This window comes from Cryobacterium lactosi, from assembly GCF_004403945.1.
Classification (GTDB): domain Bacteria; phylum Actinomycetota; class Actinomycetes; order Actinomycetales; family Microbacteriaceae; genus Cryobacterium; species Cryobacterium lactosi.
In genome coordinates this window covers 379,811-393,908 of the sequence record NZ_SOHM01000007.1, presented here as the reverse complement: position 1 = coordinate 393,908, position 14,098 = coordinate 379,811, and the positions used below count along the sequence as shown (strand labels likewise).

The window sequence follows — 14,098 nt, the reverse complement described above, 5'->3', positions numbered from 1 at the left end:
AGTTGCACCTATGAACGCGAGCGCGTCAGCCCAGGGGAAGCGGCCGACCGTGAAGGACGTCGCCGAGATCGCCGGCGTCTCGTGGGCCACGGTATCGAATGTGCTCCACGATCATCCCAATGTTCGAGCGGCGACGCGCGCGCGGGTGGAAGCGGCCATCGAACAACTCGGATATCAGCCGTCATCGGCAGGTCGCGAGCTTCGTGGAGCGCCGTCTCGACTACTCGCGTTGGCCATTCCCGATATCGAATCGCCCTACTTCTCCCATCTCGCCCACGCGATAATCTCTTATGCCGAATCCCTCCGCTACACCGTGTTGATCAACGTGACTGGCGGAAGGATCAACCGGGAACGGCTCGCTGTGCGTGCATACTCGGAGCGCAGTGTTCAAGGCACGATTTTCAGCCCGCTCGCCCTGGAGCTGGACGAGGTCGAAGCACTGCGGGGCGGATTTCCCATTGTCATTCTCGGAGAACACCTGCGGGAGGGCCGGATTGATCACGTCGCAATCGATAACGTCACGGCGGCGCAAGAGCTGACAGACCACTTGATCAGCACCGGTCGTCGGCGGATCGCCTTCATGGGCTATCAACCGCACAGTTCGGCCGGAACCGGCGATCTCCGTCTTCAAGGGTATCGGCAGAGTCTCGCGAACGCAGGTATTGACCTTGACGATCGTTTCATCATTGAAACCGACCATTACACCCATCAAGAAGGCGAAGCTCGTTCGCGCCAGATGATCGCCGACGGGCTCGACGTGGACGGGATCGTGTGTGGGAATGATCTGTTGGCGGTCGGCGCCTTGCGGCAGTTTCGGCTTCTCGGGGTGCGAGTCCCCGAGGACATCGCGCTCGTCGGATTCGATGACACGCCAGACGGCCGATACTGCTGGCCGTCGCTCACGACCATCTCTCCCAACAAAGCCTTGATCGCCAAGAGCGCAGTCGATGCTCTCATTGCACGCATTGATGATGCAGATCGACCTCCCTCGCAAATCGTCGTGCCACATTCGCTCATTGTGCGAGACTCCTCCGCCACCCAGATACGTGATCGGGTCGCACGCGGACCATCTCGTGTCGCAGAAACCGGCTGAGGAGCCTGGGTGCTTTCTCGGGCGCGGGAGTGGTGGGGTGAATCATATGAACCCGACCGATGAACCGAACGACATGGTGGGCGGATTGAGCGACCCGGCCGAGTTCGGTGCAGCCCGCACCGCGGGGCACGCGGCCGCGAGCTGTTGCGCGCCGATGGGCCGCGGTGCTTTCCTTGCGCCGCCACCCCGGCCGGTCCACACTGCGATTCCGGTCACTATGGCGACGCCGCTCCACCGGATCGAGCAGGTGACCGTGCCGGCGCAATCGTTTCGGATGGGCGACGCCAACGGTGATGAGAACCGCGGCGATGGGGAGACGCCCGTGCACGAGGTGAGACTCGAGAGGTTCTCAATCGACGCCACGAGCGTGACGAATGACGACTTCGCCGGATTCACCGACGCGACCGGCTATCGGACCGAGGCCGAGGTGTGGGGATTCTCGGCGGTCTTCCACCTCGCCGTCGCGGCTCCAATGCAGGATCTCCTGGGCACCCCACCAGACACGCCCTGGTGGCGCGGTGTGAAGGGTGCGGATTGGCGCCATCCCGGCGGCCGGAATTCAGGCATCCACGACCTCGGCGACCATCCGGTCGTGCACGTCAGCTGGAACGACGCCGCCGCGTACTGTGCCTGGGCCGGGCGGTCGCTGCCGACGGAGGCCCAGTGGGAGGCAGCCTCCCGCGGTGGGCTCGACGGTGCGCGGTTCCCTTGGGGTGACGACCCGCACGCCGATTTGACGGTTGCCGCACCCACTACCCAGACACGACCTGGTGAACCGTGGATGATGAACATCTGGCAGGGCACCTTCCCGATCGACAACGCCCTCGAGGACGGGTTCCTCACCACCGCACCGGTGCGATCCTTCACACCCAACGCCTACGGGCTTTGGCAAACGATCGGCAACGTGTGGGAGTGGTGTGCTGACTGGTGGCATCCCGGCTATTACCGCGCCTCTGCGTTCGTTGACCCGCGCGGGCCGGTGCAGGGGCAGGTTCGCGTCATGCGTGGCGGCTCGTATCTGTGTCACATGTCGTATTGCAATAGATATCGCAACTCGGCGCGCTCATCGAACACGCCCGACTCGTCGATGGGAAACGGCGGTTTTCGCACGGTCGAAACGCGAGCGGACGACGACTCGCTGCAACCCGGCGTCTGAGCGACCGCGACCGGAGGTTCCGTGCGGAGTCATGGCGTTGGAGGTGCGGCGAGAGTGTCGATGGTGTCCCGGCTGAGCATCGCGGCGCCGGCCACGGCCGACGGCATGGCGACGACGGCCGCGAACGGCACGAGGAAAAGCAGGTAGGCCGCCGCGCCGAAGCCGATGGCAACGCCGCGGCGGGTCCGAAGGGCACGACGTCGCTCGCTCAGGCTGAAACCGCGGGCGTCGAAAGCGAATCCGGTGAGCTCGACCACCAGCAGCCAGCCGCCGAAAACGGCACCGAGCACGGCGACCAGGATGGGCCCCACGAGCGGGATGAAGCCGCTGGCCAGCAGCAGCAAGCCGACGCCGACGGCCGGCAGCAGGAGTCGGAGGCCGTCGCCGATGGCGCGGCCGAGCGACCGCCAGAATCCCCGCTCCGGAGCGTTGGGCGGGTTGCCGAGGTCGGTTTCGACGGCACGCCAAATCCGCTCGTAGAACGGGTCGCCTACCACCAGGGTGACCGCGGTGAACGTGTAGACGACGACCAATGCGGCGACCAGCACGAAGACCAGGGCGGCTGCTACCCGGGTCGTGAGCATCACTGGCTCGGCCCAGTCGTTGGCGAAGGGTGTCGCCCAGGTGACCAGGGCGTTGAGGTTCACGAGCAGAAGCACGATCCCGACGAGGTACACGGCGCCGACGGCGACCGCAGGCAGGGCGCCGAGCAGCATCAGCTTCGGCGAGGTGATCCACATACCGAACCCGCGACCCAGGTAGCCCACACCGGAGAGTAGATCGGGAACGAGCCCAGGCCGGGACCGGGCTGGCTGGGACCGGGCTGGCTGGGCGGGTGTCGGCTGGGGCAACATCGTTTCAGCGTAGCGGCGCGAGCGCCCGGCTTCAGCGGAAGCAGTCGGCCGCGTCATCGATGCGCCAGAAGGCACCGAGTTCGATGCGGCGGGTGGACATGACCAGACGCCGGGCCAGGTACCGCTCGCCGTCGGGATGTGTCTCGCGTTCGATGTGCCCCAGGACGGCCCCGGACCGGTCGACCACCCGCCACAGTCCGTCGCGCACGACGATCAGGCTCGGACCGTTGACCCGCGCGGAGCCGCCTGCCCGTGCGGGCTGGACGCCGTCGGCGATGGTCGTGGGTCGTACCGCCATGGTGAGAGTGGTCATGGTGTGCTCCAGACGAAGGGCGGGCGCGGTTGCCGTTGGCCTCAGGCTAGAACCGGCCACCGACATCCACGCCAGCCCCCATCGGGATGCGCGCGCCCGACTAGTTCATGCCGGTGCCGTGCACGGCGTGCGGCTCGATGGCGGCGATCTCCCCGGCGTCCAGCGCGGGTGCGTCGAGTGCGGCCACGGTCTGCTCGAGCTGGCCGATGCTGCTGGCGCCCACGAGCACGCTGGTGACCTGCGGCTGGCGCAGGATCCAGGTGACGGCGAGCTGCGCCAAGGTCTGGCCGCGGTCGGCGGCGATGGCGTTCAGGGCCCGGGCGCGCTCGAGGTAGGTGGCGTTGAGCGAGCTCTCGTTCAGGAACCGGCTGGTGGCAACGCGGGAGTCCGAGGGCACGGAGCCGCTCAGGTAGCGGTCGGTCAGCAGGCCCTGTGCGAGAGGGGAGAAGACGATGCTGCCCATGCCGAGGTCGTCGAGCACGGGGAACAGGCCGTCTTCGATGTGACGGTCGAACATGGAGTACCGCGGCTGGTGGATGAGCAGGGGGATCTTGTGCTCGGCCAGGGCCGCGTAGGCGGCGACGGTCTGCTCCGGACTGTAGTTGGAGATGCCGGCATATAGCGCCTTACCCGACTGGACCGCGGTGGCCAGGGCGCCCATGGTCTCTTCGATGGGCGTTTCGGGGTCGGGGCGGTGGGAGTAGAAGATGTCGACGTAGTCCAGGCCCAGGCGACCCAGGCTCGCGTCAAGCGACGACAACAGGTACTTGCGCGAGCCGAAGTCACCGTAGGGGCCCGCCCACATGTCGTAGCCGGCCTTGCTGGAGATGATCATCTCATCGCGGTACGGGCGGAAGTCTTCGGCGAAGATGCGGCCGAAGTTGGTTTCCGCGGAGCCGGGAGGCGGGCCGTAGTTGTTGGCCAGGTCGAAGTGCGTGACGCCCAGGTCGAAGGCTCGGCGCAGGATGCCGCGCTGGGTGTCGATCGACCGCTCGTGGCCGAAATTGTGCCACAGCCCCAGCGACAGTGCGGGGAGTTTCAGGCCGCTGCGCCCGGTGCGGCGGTACGACATCTCGGAATAGCGGTTCTCTGCAGCAGTGAAGGTCATGAACTCACTCTAGGTCCGCGCCTCCTCCCCACGCTGCTGTGGGAGCAGGTTGTCCACACCTGGGCTGCCGTGGCCGAGGAGCGGCGCCGACAGGCGGAGGGTGGCTGCAGCGGCCCGGGAACACGAACCCGGCACGAGGAGTGTTCCCGGGTCGCGTCCACCGCCATCTGCCTCGTGCCGCCCAGGAGGTTCCCGTGACCGACACCATTGCCCTGACCGGAATCGTTGCCACCACCCCGCGCCATCTGGTGACAAGTTCAGGTCTGGCCATCACCTCGTTCCGGCTGGCCTGCCGCCAGCGCCGCTTCGACAGGGTGAAGAACTCCTGGGTGGACGCCGACACCAACTGGTACACGGTCTCGAGCTTTCGGCAGCTCGCCCACAACGTGGTGCAGTCGGTGCACAAGGGCGAGCCGGTGCTGGTGACCGGGCGCCTGCGCATCCGTGACTGGGAGAACGAGGACCGGTCCGGCACCTCCGTCGAGGTGGAAGCCGACGCCGTCGGCCACAACCTCAGCTGGGGAACGACGTCCCTGGTGCGCAGCATTGTGCCGGCGGCCACCGAGCAGCGGGACCCGGACTCGGACGGCGGGGCCACGGGCGGGATTCCGGCCGGGCCTGCGGGTGCGGGAGAGTCGGGGCAGGGCGGCCCAGACGGTACGCAGAGGGAAACGGAAACACAGTCCGCCTAGACTCGACTTCTCGGTCGCAGCGTGCGGCGGTGGGGGAGGACTACGCGTGGCCCGGAACTTGGACGCATCCGTTCGGCGCAGCCGCAGAGCGACGACCTGGGCAGCGTGTCTGGTCCTCGGACTGGGCCTGGCCGGCTGCTCGGTCCCCACGGGTGACGCCTCGACACCGACACCGACCGTGTCACCGACGACAACGCCCACCCCCACGGAGGCTGCAGCGCCGGAGCTTCTGCCCGAGGGCACGGCGGCCGAGAATCTGCCGTACTTCGATTCGGTCATCACCGCGGCACTCGCCGCCGACCCCAACGCGTCCGGCCGCAGCTACATCGACGCCCTCGTCGCCGCCGGCTTCGACAAGACCACCATGGAAGTCACCTCGGACACGACCACCAAGGATGAACCGGCCGACTCCATCCAATTCTCCGCCCGCGTCAACGGAGAGTGCCTGATCGGCCAGAACGGCCCCTCGTCCGGCGGCTATCACAGCATCGCCGCCGCCCCGCTCGCAACCGGAACGTGTCTCGTCGGAGCCACGCGCCAAATAGACTGGTAAACACTATGGCTGAATTCATTTACTCGATGGTGCGTGCGCGCAAAGCCATTGGAGACAAGCTCATCCTCGACGACGTCACGATGTCGTTCTTCCCCGGAGCCAAGATCGGCGTGGTGGGCCCCAACGGTGCCGGTAAGTCCACGATCCTCAAGATCATGGCCGGCCTCGACACCCCCAGCAATGGTGAGGCCCGGCTGTCGCCCGGCTACTCCGTCGGCATCCTGATGCAGGAGCCGGAGCTGGACGAGACCAAGACCGTGCTGGAGAACGTGCAGGAAGGTGTTGGCCCGATCAAGGCCAAGGTCGACAGGTTCAACGAGATCAGCGCCGCGCTGGCCGAACCCGACGCCGACTTCGACACCCTGCTCGAAGAAATGGGCACCCTGCAGGAAGAGATCGACGCGGCAGACGCCTGGGACCTCGACTCCCAGCTGGAACAGGCGATGGACGCGCTGCGCACGCCGCCGGGCGACTACTCCGTCGTCGACCTCTCCGGTGGTGAGAAGCGCCGCGTCGCCCTGTGCAAGCTGCTGCTCCAGAAGCCCGACCTGCTGCTCCTGGACGAACCGACCAACCACCTCGACGCCGAAAGCGTGCTCTGGCTCGAGCAGCACCTCGCCAAGTACCCCGGCGCCGTGCTCGCCGTCACCCACGACCGGTACTTCCTCGACCACGTGGCCGAGTGGATCGCGGAAATCGACCGCGGCCACCTGTACCCCTACGAGGGCAACTACTCCACTTACCTGGAGAAGAAGCAGGAGCGCCTGCAGGTGCAGGGCAAGAAGGACGCCAAGCTCTCCAAGCGCCTCGCCGAGGAACTCGACTGGGTTCGCTCCAACGCCAAGGGGCGTCAGGCCAAGTCGAAGGCGCGCCTGGCCCGGTACGAGGAGATGGTCAACGAGGCCGAGCGCGGACGCAAGCTCGACTTCGAAGACATCCAGATCCCCGTGGGCCCGCGCCTGGGCGCCCAGGTCATCGACGCGAAGAAGCTCAAGAAGGGCTTCGGCGACCGTGTCCTGGTCGAAGATCTGTCCTTCACCCTGCCGCGGAACGGCATCGTCGGCGTCATCGGCCCGAACGGTGTGGGTAAGACCACCCTGTTCAAGACCATCGTGGGCCTCGAGCCGCTGGATGCCGGTGACTTGAAGATCGGCGAGACCGTCGACATCTCCTACGTCGACCAGTCGCGTGGGGGCATCGACCCGAACAAGTCACTTTGGGAGGTCGTCTCCGACGGCCAGGACTACATCCAGGTCGGCAAGACCGAGGTGCCGTCCCGCGCCTACGTCTCCACATTCGGCTTCAAGGGGCCCGACCAGCAGAAGAAGGCCGGTGTGCTCTCCGGTGGTGAGCGCAACCGCCTGAACCTCGCGCTGACCCTCAAGCAGGGCGGCAACCTGTTGCTGCTCGACGAACCGACAAACGACCTGGACGTCGAGACCCTCGGCTCGCTGGAGAATGCGTTGCTCGAGTTCCCCGGCTGCGCCGTGGTCATCACCCACGACCGGTGGTTCCTGGACCGTATCGCCACGCACATCCTCTCCTATGAGGGCACGGCCGAGGCTCCGGGCAACTGGTACTGGTTCGAGGGCAACTTCGAGTCCTACGAGCAGAACAAGATCGAGCGACTCGGCCCGGATGCGGCCAAGCCGCACCGGTCCGCGTACCGCAAGCTCACCAGGGACTAGGTCGCCATGCGGCTACACGTCCCCATCCGGCTGCGCTGGTCGGATCTCGACGCGTACGCCCACGTCAACAACGCCGAGATGCTGCGCCTCCTCGAGGAGGCGCGCATCCAGGCGTTCTGGTCGAACGACGAGGCGGGAGGCGCGGCCGGCTCCGGAACCGCCCCGCACGACACTGCCTCCCGGGGGACCGCGGTGCTGGATGGGCGACCGGGGGCGGCGACGCTGACCCTGATCGCCCGGCTCGAGATCGAATACCTCGCTCCGATCCCGTATCTGCGTGCGCCGATCGACATCCAGTTGTGGATCGGCAAGCTCGGCGGAGCCAGCCTCGACGTGTGTTACGTGGTCTACGGTCCCGCCGGTCAGGAGAGCGCCCGGTTGTACGCGCGCGCCACCACCACCATCGTCCTGGTGGATGCGGCCACGGAACGCCCCCGCAAGATCAACGAACTCGAGCGAACCGCCTGGACTCCCTACCTCGAGCCCGCGATAACCTTCACCCGCAAATAGCCTCCCGCGAACTGTGACTTAAGCCCCATATTTTCCGAGTTTTAGGGGCTTAGCCCACAGTTCGCGAGAGTTCGCGAGAGTGCGCGCGGTCAGCCGGCGAGGATCTTGTCGCCGTCGAGGGTGACCGTCACCGGCGGCAGGGGATCGGTGGCCGGACCCTCCAACACCGCTCCTGTCGCCGTGTCGAAGAGGGAGCCGTGACAGGGGCAGGCGAGGCCCTTCTGCTCCGGCTGGACAGGGCAACCCTTGTGGGTGCAGATGGCGCTGAACGCCACGACCTCGCCGGCGGCGGGCTGCGACACGATGATCTGCGATCCGTCGAGCATCACCGCCACGGCCCCGCCGACAGGAATGTCCGACAGCACGGCGACTTCGGTGGGTGTGCCGGTACCCGGGTCGGTGTCGCCGTTCGTCTCGTCAGGAGCGCAGGCGGCCAGGGCGAGGGCGGTTCCGGCACCGCCGGCAATGAGCAGGCTGCGGCGGGTGAGGGCTGCTGGGTCGGTCATGATGCTCCCGGTCGGATGAGGATGAGGGGTGGGTCTACAGCGGGAGCCTAGTCCCGGGGCTTGGGCACCCGCACCATGCCCTCCTGGGCCACCGTGGCCAGCAGCAGGCCGTCACGGCTGTAGATGCTACCGGTGGACAGGCCGCGGCCGCCCTGGGCGGAGGGGGAGTCCTGCACGTACAGCATCCACTCGTCGACCCGGCCGAAGCGGTGCCACCACATGGCGTGGTCGAGGCTGGCGACCTTGAGCCCGGGGGTGGCCCAGGCCAGTCCGTGCCGGCGCATGACCGGTTCCATGATCGAGTAGTCGCTCACATAGGCGAGAGCGGCGCGGTGCAGGTCGGGATCGTCGGGGATGGCCTCGAAGGTTTTCATCCAGATCATCTGCTTGCTGGTGTGCTCCCCGTCCACGGTGAGGTAGATCGACGACGGCACGTGACGCATGTCGAACGGCCGGTCGTTCGCCCAGGCTCGCGCGAAGTCGTGGTCGATGTGACCGAGGGTGTCTGCCGTGGTCGGCAGGGACTCCGGGTCGGGGAGGTCCGTCGGCATCTCGATGTGATGCTCAAGGCCCTCGTCCTGGTCCTGGAACGACGCGATCATCGACAGGATCGGCACGCCGTTCTGGTACGCCTGGGTGCGGCGGGTGGAGAAGGAGCGGCCGTCGTGGATGCGGTCGACCGAGAAGGTGATCGGGTGGTTCACGTCGCCGGGGCGCAGGAAATAGCCATGCATCGAGTGCACGTGTCGTTCGTCCGGCACGGTGCGAATGGCGGCGACGAGGGACTGCGCGAGCACCTGTCCGCCGAAGACGCGCCCCTGCGGCATCCACTGGGACGGACCGGTGAAGATGTCTTCGCTGGTGCGGGCACCGGTGTCGGTCAGGTCGAGAGCGGCCAGAAGACCCTCCAGCGGTGCGTGCATGCTGCCTCCTTGTTCGAGCTCGGGTCCGTGGACGCCGACGTACCTTGGTAGTTTAGACAGCAGATGAGCCAGTCATTCTCCCTCTCAGATTCCCTGTCCCTCGGCGACCTCCAGGTCTACCTTTCGCGCGCCAGCAGGGTGGAGGACGGGTCGGTGCGCCTGGTGTCCGCCGCGGGCGTGCTTGCCGTCTACACCGCGATCCTGTACCCGCGGGGACTGCTGGACACCAGCCCCACCGTGCTCGGGTTGCGCACTTTCGCGCTGACCGAACCCGTCGAGCTGGACGTCGTCGTGCCGGTGCGGTCGCTGCTGGACCGGCTGCTGCGGCTTGAGGCGGCGGTGACGGACGCAGAGGCCCCCGTGACGGTGACGGTGCCGCTGCAGGTGTCATCGGTGACCTGGGCGGGCATCACGCCGCCTCGTGGCGGCTGGACGTCCCAGGGCAGCGCGTCCGCTGCCGTCTTCGAAGCCGCCGCCCGTGAGGGGATCGCCGAGGTCGCCTCCGTCATCCCCACCGGAACCGGCGAGCAGATCGTGCAGCGGGTGCGTTCCGAAGTCTGGGGTCGCCCGATCGAAGCGCTGGACTTCGTGCCGACCGGGGCCGGGTTCGCCGCAGTGAGCCTGGGTTTCCTGGCGGCGGATGAGCCGGTGCACCTGTTCGAGACCGGCCCCTGGACCCGTCTGAGCACCGCACGCGGCCACATCCTGGTGCGCCGCAAGCCCTGGAGCCTGCGCGCCTAAGCCCTGCGCCCTCGCGAACTGTGAGCTAAGCCCCAGAATCCGGCGTTTTTCGGGGCTTTTCTCAAGGTTCGCGGGAGGGGCGGGGGTTAGAGCGCGGCAGCGACGGCCCGGCCGGCGGTGCGGCCGGAGAAGAGGCAACCGCCCAGGAAGGTGCCCTCGAGGGAACGGTAGCCATGCACCCCGCCGCCGCCGAATCCGGCGGCCTCGCCGGCCGCGTACAGGCCGGGCACCGGCTGTCCGTCGGGGCTGAGCGCCCGGGAGGAAAGGTCCGTTTCAATGCCGCCCAGGCTCTTGCGGGTGAGCAGGTGCAGCTTCACGGCGATCAACGGCCCATTGGCGCGGTCGAGCAGTTTGTGCGGGCTCGCCACGCGGATGAGCTTGTCGCCGCGGTACTGCCGGGCCTGCCGGATCGCGTTGATCTGGGCATCCTTGCTGAAGTTGTTGTCGAGTTCACGATCGCGGGCCAGGACTTCGCGCTCCACCCGCCCCGCATCGATGCGCACCTCGGGGGAGCGCTGCTGCATGCCCGCGATCAGCTGGTGCAGGCTATCCGCCACCACGAAGTCCTCGCCGTTGCGTTTGAACGCTTCCACCGGGCCGGGCGCGCCCGGTGCGACCCGCTTGGCGAGCAGGCGCAGGTCCTTGCCGGTGAGGTCGGGGTTCTGTTCGCTGCCCGAGAGCGCGAACTCCTTCTCAATGATCTTCTGGGTCAGCACGAACCAGCTGTGCTCGTGGCCGGTCTTCAGCAGGTGTTCCATCGTGCCGAGGGTGTCGAAACCGGGAAACAGCGGTGCCGGCAGCCGTTTTCCGGTGGCGTCCAGCCAGAGTGAGGACGGGCCGGGCAGGATGCGGATACCGTGCCGAGCCCAGACCGGGTCCCAGTTGACGATGCCCTCGGTGTAGTGCCACATGCGGTCACCATTGATCAGCCGGGCGCCGGCCGCCTCGGTGATGCCGAGCATCCGGCCATCCACGTGGGCGGGCACTCCGGAGAGCATCGCGGCCGGGGCCGGGCCGAGCCGGGCCGGCCACTGTGCGCGCACCAAATCGTGGTTGCCGCCGATGCCGCCGCTTGTGACGATCACCGCCGAGGCGCGCAGCTCGAACTCGCCGACTGCTTCCCTGCTGCTGGCCTGCCCGCGTGCCGCGGTGCTGGGCGCGAGGAGGCTGCCGCGTACCCCGGTCACCGCGCCGCTCTCGACGATTAGCTCGTCGACCTGGTGCCGGTGCAGGGCCGTGACCAGGCCCGCCCGCACGCCCTCGCGCACCCGCGTGATGAATGGCTCCAGGATGGCCGGACCGGTACCCCAGACGATGTGGAATCGGGGCACCGAATTGCCGTGCTGGAGGGCCGTGTACCCGCCTCGTTCCGCCCAGCCGACGACAGGGAAGAACGACACCCCGCGTTCCCGCAGCCAGGCCCGCTTCTCGCCCGCGGCGAAATTCAGGTACGCCTCGGCCCACCGGGTGGGCCAGTAGTCCTCGGTGCGATCGAAACCGGCGCTGGCGAACCAGTCCTGCCGGGCAAGCTCCAAGGAGTCTTTCACGCCCATCCGCCGTTGTTCGGGAGAGTCCACCAGGAACAGCCCGCCGAACGACCACCAGGCCTGCCCACCGAGCGAGGCGGCGGGCTCCTGGTCGACGAGCAGCACCCGCTTGCCCGCGTCGACCAGTTCGGCCGTGGCCACCAGGCCCGCCAAGCCTGCTCCGACGACGATCACGTCTGCGGATGTGTTCGGCTGGGTGGGCGGGCCGGGGCGGGTTGGGCTCATGATGACTCCGTTGTCAGTGAGGTGGTGGAACAGGGGCGTGCGGCACGGATGGCGCGTGGTTGGGGTTATTCGTCGAAAGTGTTGACCATAGCGTGCGCCGCGCGCTCGAGGTAGTCCCAGAGTGTGGCGCGCTGCAGCGGCGGCAGCTCACAGGAGTCGACGGCGTTCTTCATGTGCAACAGCCAGCGGTCGCGTGCGTCCGGGTTCACCTTGAACGGTTGGTGGCGCTGGCGAAGGCGCGGGTGACCGCGCTGTTCACTGTAGGTGCCTGGGCCGCCCCAATACTGTTCGAGGAACCCGGTGAGCCGCTCGGCGGCGGGGCCGAGGTCTTCCTCCGGGTACATGGGCTTCAGAACGGGGTCGCCGGCTACTCCGCTGTAGAACTCGGCGACGAGCTTCTCGAAGAACGGCCGACCGCCGACCTCGCGGTAGAAAGACGGCCCGAGCGCCGCGCCGTTTTCGCCGGCGCGCAGGTGTACCCCTGAGGCGCCCGCGACCGGGATCAGCACCGGTCCTCGGGCGGAGGCTGGACTGACGGTGTCGTTCGAGGCGTTCGGATCAGTCATTGAGGTCTCCATCGCGCGAGGGGTTCGGGTCGGACTGCGGTGCCGGCTTCTGCCCAGCCGGCTTCTGGGCGGCCGGCTTCTGCCCGGTCGGCGCCTGGCTGGCCGGATTCTGTTCGGCAGGCTTGTCGATCGGCCGGGTGCGCGGTTTCGTCGGCTGCTTCGAGACGGGCTTGGTGGGCGACCCGGCGTGCTCGCCTGTGTCCGCCTGGCGGTCGGGCGGTGTGGCGACGGGCGGTGCCGCCGGGACGTCGGGCGCGTCGGAGAACGCGGGGGAGGCATCCTGCACCGGCAGGTGCACTGTGCGGGGTGCCCGCGGTGCCTGGTTGCGGGCGATGGACGGGATGCGGGTGGTGGGCTGGGCGGTGGCGTCGCTGGTCTGCGGGTTGGACCCGATGGGGCGCGTCACCGGTGGCTTCGCAGCGCGCGGGGACTGAGGTGCTGAGATTTGCGGCGCTGCGGCCTGGGGTGTCGCTGCGTGCGGCGACGACGCGGCGGCCGCGGCTGCTGCTTCGGCGGCCTTGGCGGCACGGCTCTTCCGCGGGGCCTTCTTCGGCGGAGCGATCACGGGAAGCGGTGTGGTGCGAGGCGGGCGGGCGCCCTGCACGCTCGCGGCGCCCTCGAAACCGGTGAGCACGATGCTGGTCAGCGAGGGCAACTCGATGCCCATAGCGTCGAGCGCCTTCTTGAGCCGCAACCGCAGTTCGCGGGCCACATCGTCCTTGGCCGTGGTGCGGGTCTTGATGACGATGCGGATGACGATGGCCTCTTCGGCGATCGACTCGATGCCCCACACCTCGGGCTTCTCCAGCACCCTGGAGCGCCACTTGCTATTCGTCGCCATCTCCACGGCAACACGCAGCATCTCGGCCTGGACGGCGTCGACGTCGGTCTTGTACGGCACGGCGAGGTCGATGATCACGCGGGCCCAGCCCTGGGACATATTGCCGACGCGCAGAATCTCGCCGTTGCGCACGAACCACAGGGTGCCGTTCACGTCGCGCACCTGGGTGATGCGGATGCCGACGGCCTCGACGACACCCGTCGCGGGGCCCAGGTCCACCACGTCGCCCACGCCGAGCTGGTCCTCCATCACCATGAACAGGCCGTTGAGCACGTCCTTGACGATGTTCTGGGCGCCGAAACCGAGGCCGGCGCCGAGAGCGGCGGTGAGCAGGGCGAACGAGGTGAGGATGTCGGGGTTGAGCGCCGTGACGATCAGGAGGATCGCAATCACCACGACGAGCACGTTGACGATATTCGTCAGCACCGACCCCAGGGTCCTCGTGCGCTGCACGGTGCGAACGGCCGACAGCGGAGAGACATTCAGCGCCTGCGTGTCGTCGACGTTCTGGGTTTTCTTGACGCCGGAGACGATCTGCGCGACAACGCGGTGGATCGAGACCAGGAGCACCCAGCGGGCGAGGAAGGCGAAGAGGATGATGAACGCGACTTGGAGGATCGTCCATTCTTCCAAAATCGTGTTGGCTGTTTTCCAGAATGTGTCCCATGTCATAGCCCGGCCAGTCTACCGAGCGCTTGCCCGGCGCATCCTGAGACGACGACGGCGCCGCCCGATTCACATGGAGATCGGGGCGACGCCGTCGAGGTGCTGCGGGTGGTTCC

At 67.6% G+C, this 14,098-nt stretch carries 15 protein-coding genes; 7 read left to right on the top strand and 8 right to left on the bottom strand.

What is annotated here, in order from left to right:
* The first annotated feature begins 10 nt into the window (after positions 1 to 10).
* On the top strand, positions 11 to 1,093 hold the full coding sequence (locus E3T61_RS03785; RefSeq protein ID WP_134639541.1) for a LacI family DNA-binding transcriptional regulator: 1,083 nt from the start codon (positions 11 to 13) through the stop codon (positions 1,091 to 1,093).
* A 73-nt stretch (positions 1,094 to 1,166) separates the two neighbouring features.
* The gene (locus tag E3T61_RS03780; protein ID WP_478213445.1) at positions 1,167 to 2,249 is read left to right on the top strand and encodes a formylglycine-generating enzyme family protein; all 1,083 of its coding nucleotides are present in this window, start codon (positions 1,167 to 1,169) and stop codon (positions 2,247 to 2,249) included.
* A 29-nt stretch (positions 2,250 to 2,278) separates the two neighbouring features.
* Here E3T61_RS03780 and E3T61_RS03775 read toward each other — a convergent pair whose 3' ends face one another.
* The 3 genes from E3T61_RS03775 to E3T61_RS03765 form a co-directional block, all read right to left on the bottom strand.
* Complete coding sequence (locus tag E3T61_RS03775; protein ID WP_134639540.1) at positions 2,279 to 3,103, bottom strand: EI24 domain-containing protein; 825 nt, start codon at positions 3,101 to 3,103, stop codon at positions 2,279 to 2,281.
* Between the two features lie 31 nt (positions 3,104 to 3,134).
* On the bottom strand, positions 3,135 to 3,416 hold the full coding sequence (locus E3T61_RS03770) for a hypothetical protein (RefSeq protein ID WP_134639539.1): 282 nt from the start codon (positions 3,414 to 3,416) through the stop codon (positions 3,135 to 3,137).
* Positions 3,417 to 3,516: 100 nt separating this feature from the next.
* The gene (locus tag E3T61_RS03765) at positions 3,517 to 4,524 is read right to left on the bottom strand and encodes an aldo/keto reductase (protein WP_134639538.1); all 1,008 of its coding nucleotides are present in this window, start codon (positions 4,522 to 4,524) and stop codon (positions 3,517 to 3,519) included.
* 194 nt (positions 4,525 to 4,718) lie between these two features.
* Here E3T61_RS03765 and E3T61_RS03760 point away from each other — a divergent pair, with 194 nt between their 5' ends.
* The 4 genes from E3T61_RS03760 to E3T61_RS03745 are packed head-to-tail and all read left to right on the top strand — an operon-like array spanning position 4,719 to position 7,967.
* Positions 4,719 to 5,216: a single-stranded DNA-binding protein gene (locus E3T61_RS03760; RefSeq protein ID WP_134639537.1), complete on the top strand. Its 498-nt coding sequence runs from the start codon at positions 4,719 to 4,721 to the stop codon at positions 5,214 to 5,216.
* A gap of 46 nt (positions 5,217 to 5,262) precedes the next feature.
* The gene (locus tag E3T61_RS03755; RefSeq protein WP_241992361.1) at positions 5,263 to 5,769 is read left to right on the top strand and encodes a DUF6993 domain-containing protein; all 507 of its coding nucleotides are present in this window, start codon (positions 5,263 to 5,265) and stop codon (positions 5,767 to 5,769) included.
* Positions 5,770 to 5,774: 5 nt separating this feature from the next.
* Entirely contained in the window at positions 5,775 to 7,457 is a 1,683-nt protein-coding gene (ettA, locus tag E3T61_RS03750) for an energy-dependent translational throttle protein EttA (RefSeq protein WP_130178805.1), read from the top strand.
* Between the two features lie 6 nt (positions 7,458 to 7,463).
* Positions 7,464 to 7,967, top strand: coding sequence for an acyl-CoA thioesterase (locus E3T61_RS03745; protein ID WP_134639536.1), 504 nt, complete (start codon positions 7,464 to 7,466; stop codon positions 7,965 to 7,967).
* A gap of 89 nt (positions 7,968 to 8,056) precedes the next feature.
* On the opposite strand, the gene E3T61_RS03740 is transcribed toward E3T61_RS03745, so the two are convergent.
* Together E3T61_RS03740 and E3T61_RS03735 are read right to left on the bottom strand one after the other, a co-directional pair.
* A complete protein-coding gene (locus E3T61_RS03740) occupies positions 8,057 to 8,473 on the bottom strand; it encodes a QcrA and Rieske domain-containing protein (protein WP_134639535.1) in 417 nt (138 codons plus the stop codon).
* Positions 8,474 to 8,520: 47 nt separating this feature from the next.
* Entirely contained in the window at positions 8,521 to 9,396 is an 876-nt protein-coding gene (locus E3T61_RS03735; protein ID WP_174776978.1) for an acyl-CoA thioesterase, read from the bottom strand.
* A gap of 63 nt (positions 9,397 to 9,459) precedes the next feature.
* Here E3T61_RS03735 and E3T61_RS03730 point away from each other — a divergent pair, with 63 nt between their 5' ends.
* On the top strand, positions 9,460 to 10,137 hold the full coding sequence (locus E3T61_RS03730) for a DUF8185 domain-containing protein (protein WP_134639534.1): 678 nt from the start codon (positions 9,460 to 9,462) through the stop codon (positions 10,135 to 10,137).
* 86 nt (positions 10,138 to 10,223) lie between these two features.
* Here the strand turns inward: E3T61_RS03730 and E3T61_RS03725 are convergent, their stop codons facing one another.
* From E3T61_RS03725 to E3T61_RS03715, 3 genes are all read right to left on the bottom strand, one after another.
* Positions 10,224 to 11,909 (bottom strand): FAD-binding dehydrogenase, encoded by a 1,686-nt coding sequence (locus tag E3T61_RS03725; protein WP_134639533.1) that lies wholly within the window; start codon positions 11,907 to 11,909, stop codon positions 10,224 to 10,226.
* Between the two features lie 65 nt (positions 11,910 to 11,974).
* Complete coding sequence (locus tag E3T61_RS22135; protein WP_241992372.1) at positions 11,975 to 12,382, bottom strand: globin; 408 nt, start codon at positions 12,380 to 12,382, stop codon at positions 11,975 to 11,977.
* Positions 12,383 to 12,467: 85 nt separating this feature from the next.
* A complete protein-coding gene (locus E3T61_RS03715) occupies positions 12,468 to 13,988 on the bottom strand; it encodes a mechanosensitive ion channel domain-containing protein (protein WP_134639531.1) in 1,521 nt (506 codons plus the stop codon).
* Positions 13,989 to 14,098: the final 110 nt, after the last annotated feature.

What these genes read in the sequence shown, in the direction of transcription:
- E3T61_RS03765 (WP_134639538.1), bottom strand. Translation starts at nt 4,524, where the DNA reads ATGACCTTCACTGCTGCAGAGAACCGCTATTCCGAGATGTCGTACCGC.
- E3T61_RS03770 (WP_134639539.1), bottom strand. Translation starts at nt 3,416, where the DNA reads ATGACCACTCTCACCATGGCGGTACGACCCACGACCATCGCCGACGGC.
- E3T61_RS03735 (WP_174776978.1), bottom strand. Translation starts at nt 9,396, where the DNA reads ATGCACGCACCGCTGGAGGGTCTTCTGGCCGCTCTCGACCTGACCGAC.
- E3T61_RS03775 (WP_134639540.1), bottom strand. Translation starts at nt 3,103, where the DNA reads ATGTTGCCCCAGCCGACACCCGCCCAGCCAGCCCGGTCCCAGCCAGCC.
- E3T61_RS03715 (WP_134639531.1), bottom strand. Translation starts at nt 13,988, where the DNA reads ATGACATGGGACACATTCTGGAAAACAGCCAACACGATTTTGGAAGAA.
- E3T61_RS03740 (WP_134639535.1), bottom strand. Translation starts at nt 8,473, where the DNA reads ATGACCGACCCAGCAGCCCTCACCCGCCGCAGCCTGCTCATTGCCGGC.
- E3T61_RS03780 (WP_478213445.1), top strand. Translation starts at nt 1,167, where the DNA reads ATGGTGGGCGGATTGAGCGACCCGGCCGAGTTCGGTGCAGCCCGCACC.
- E3T61_RS03785 (WP_134639541.1), top strand. Translation starts at nt 11, where the DNA reads ATGAACGCGAGCGCGTCAGCCCAGGGGAAGCGGCCGACCGTGAAGGAC.
- ettA (WP_130178805.1), top strand. Translation starts at nt 5,775, where the DNA reads ATGGCTGAATTCATTTACTCGATGGTGCGTGCGCGCAAAGCCATTGGA.
- E3T61_RS03730 (WP_134639534.1), top strand. Translation starts at nt 9,460, where the DNA reads ATGAGCCAGTCATTCTCCCTCTCAGATTCCCTGTCCCTCGGCGACCTC.
- E3T61_RS03745 (WP_134639536.1), top strand. Translation starts at nt 7,464, where the DNA reads ATGCGGCTACACGTCCCCATCCGGCTGCGCTGGTCGGATCTCGACGCG.
- E3T61_RS03725 (WP_134639533.1), bottom strand. Translation starts at nt 11,909, where the DNA reads ATGAGCCCAACCCGCCCCGGCCCGCCCACCCAGCCGAACACATCCGCA.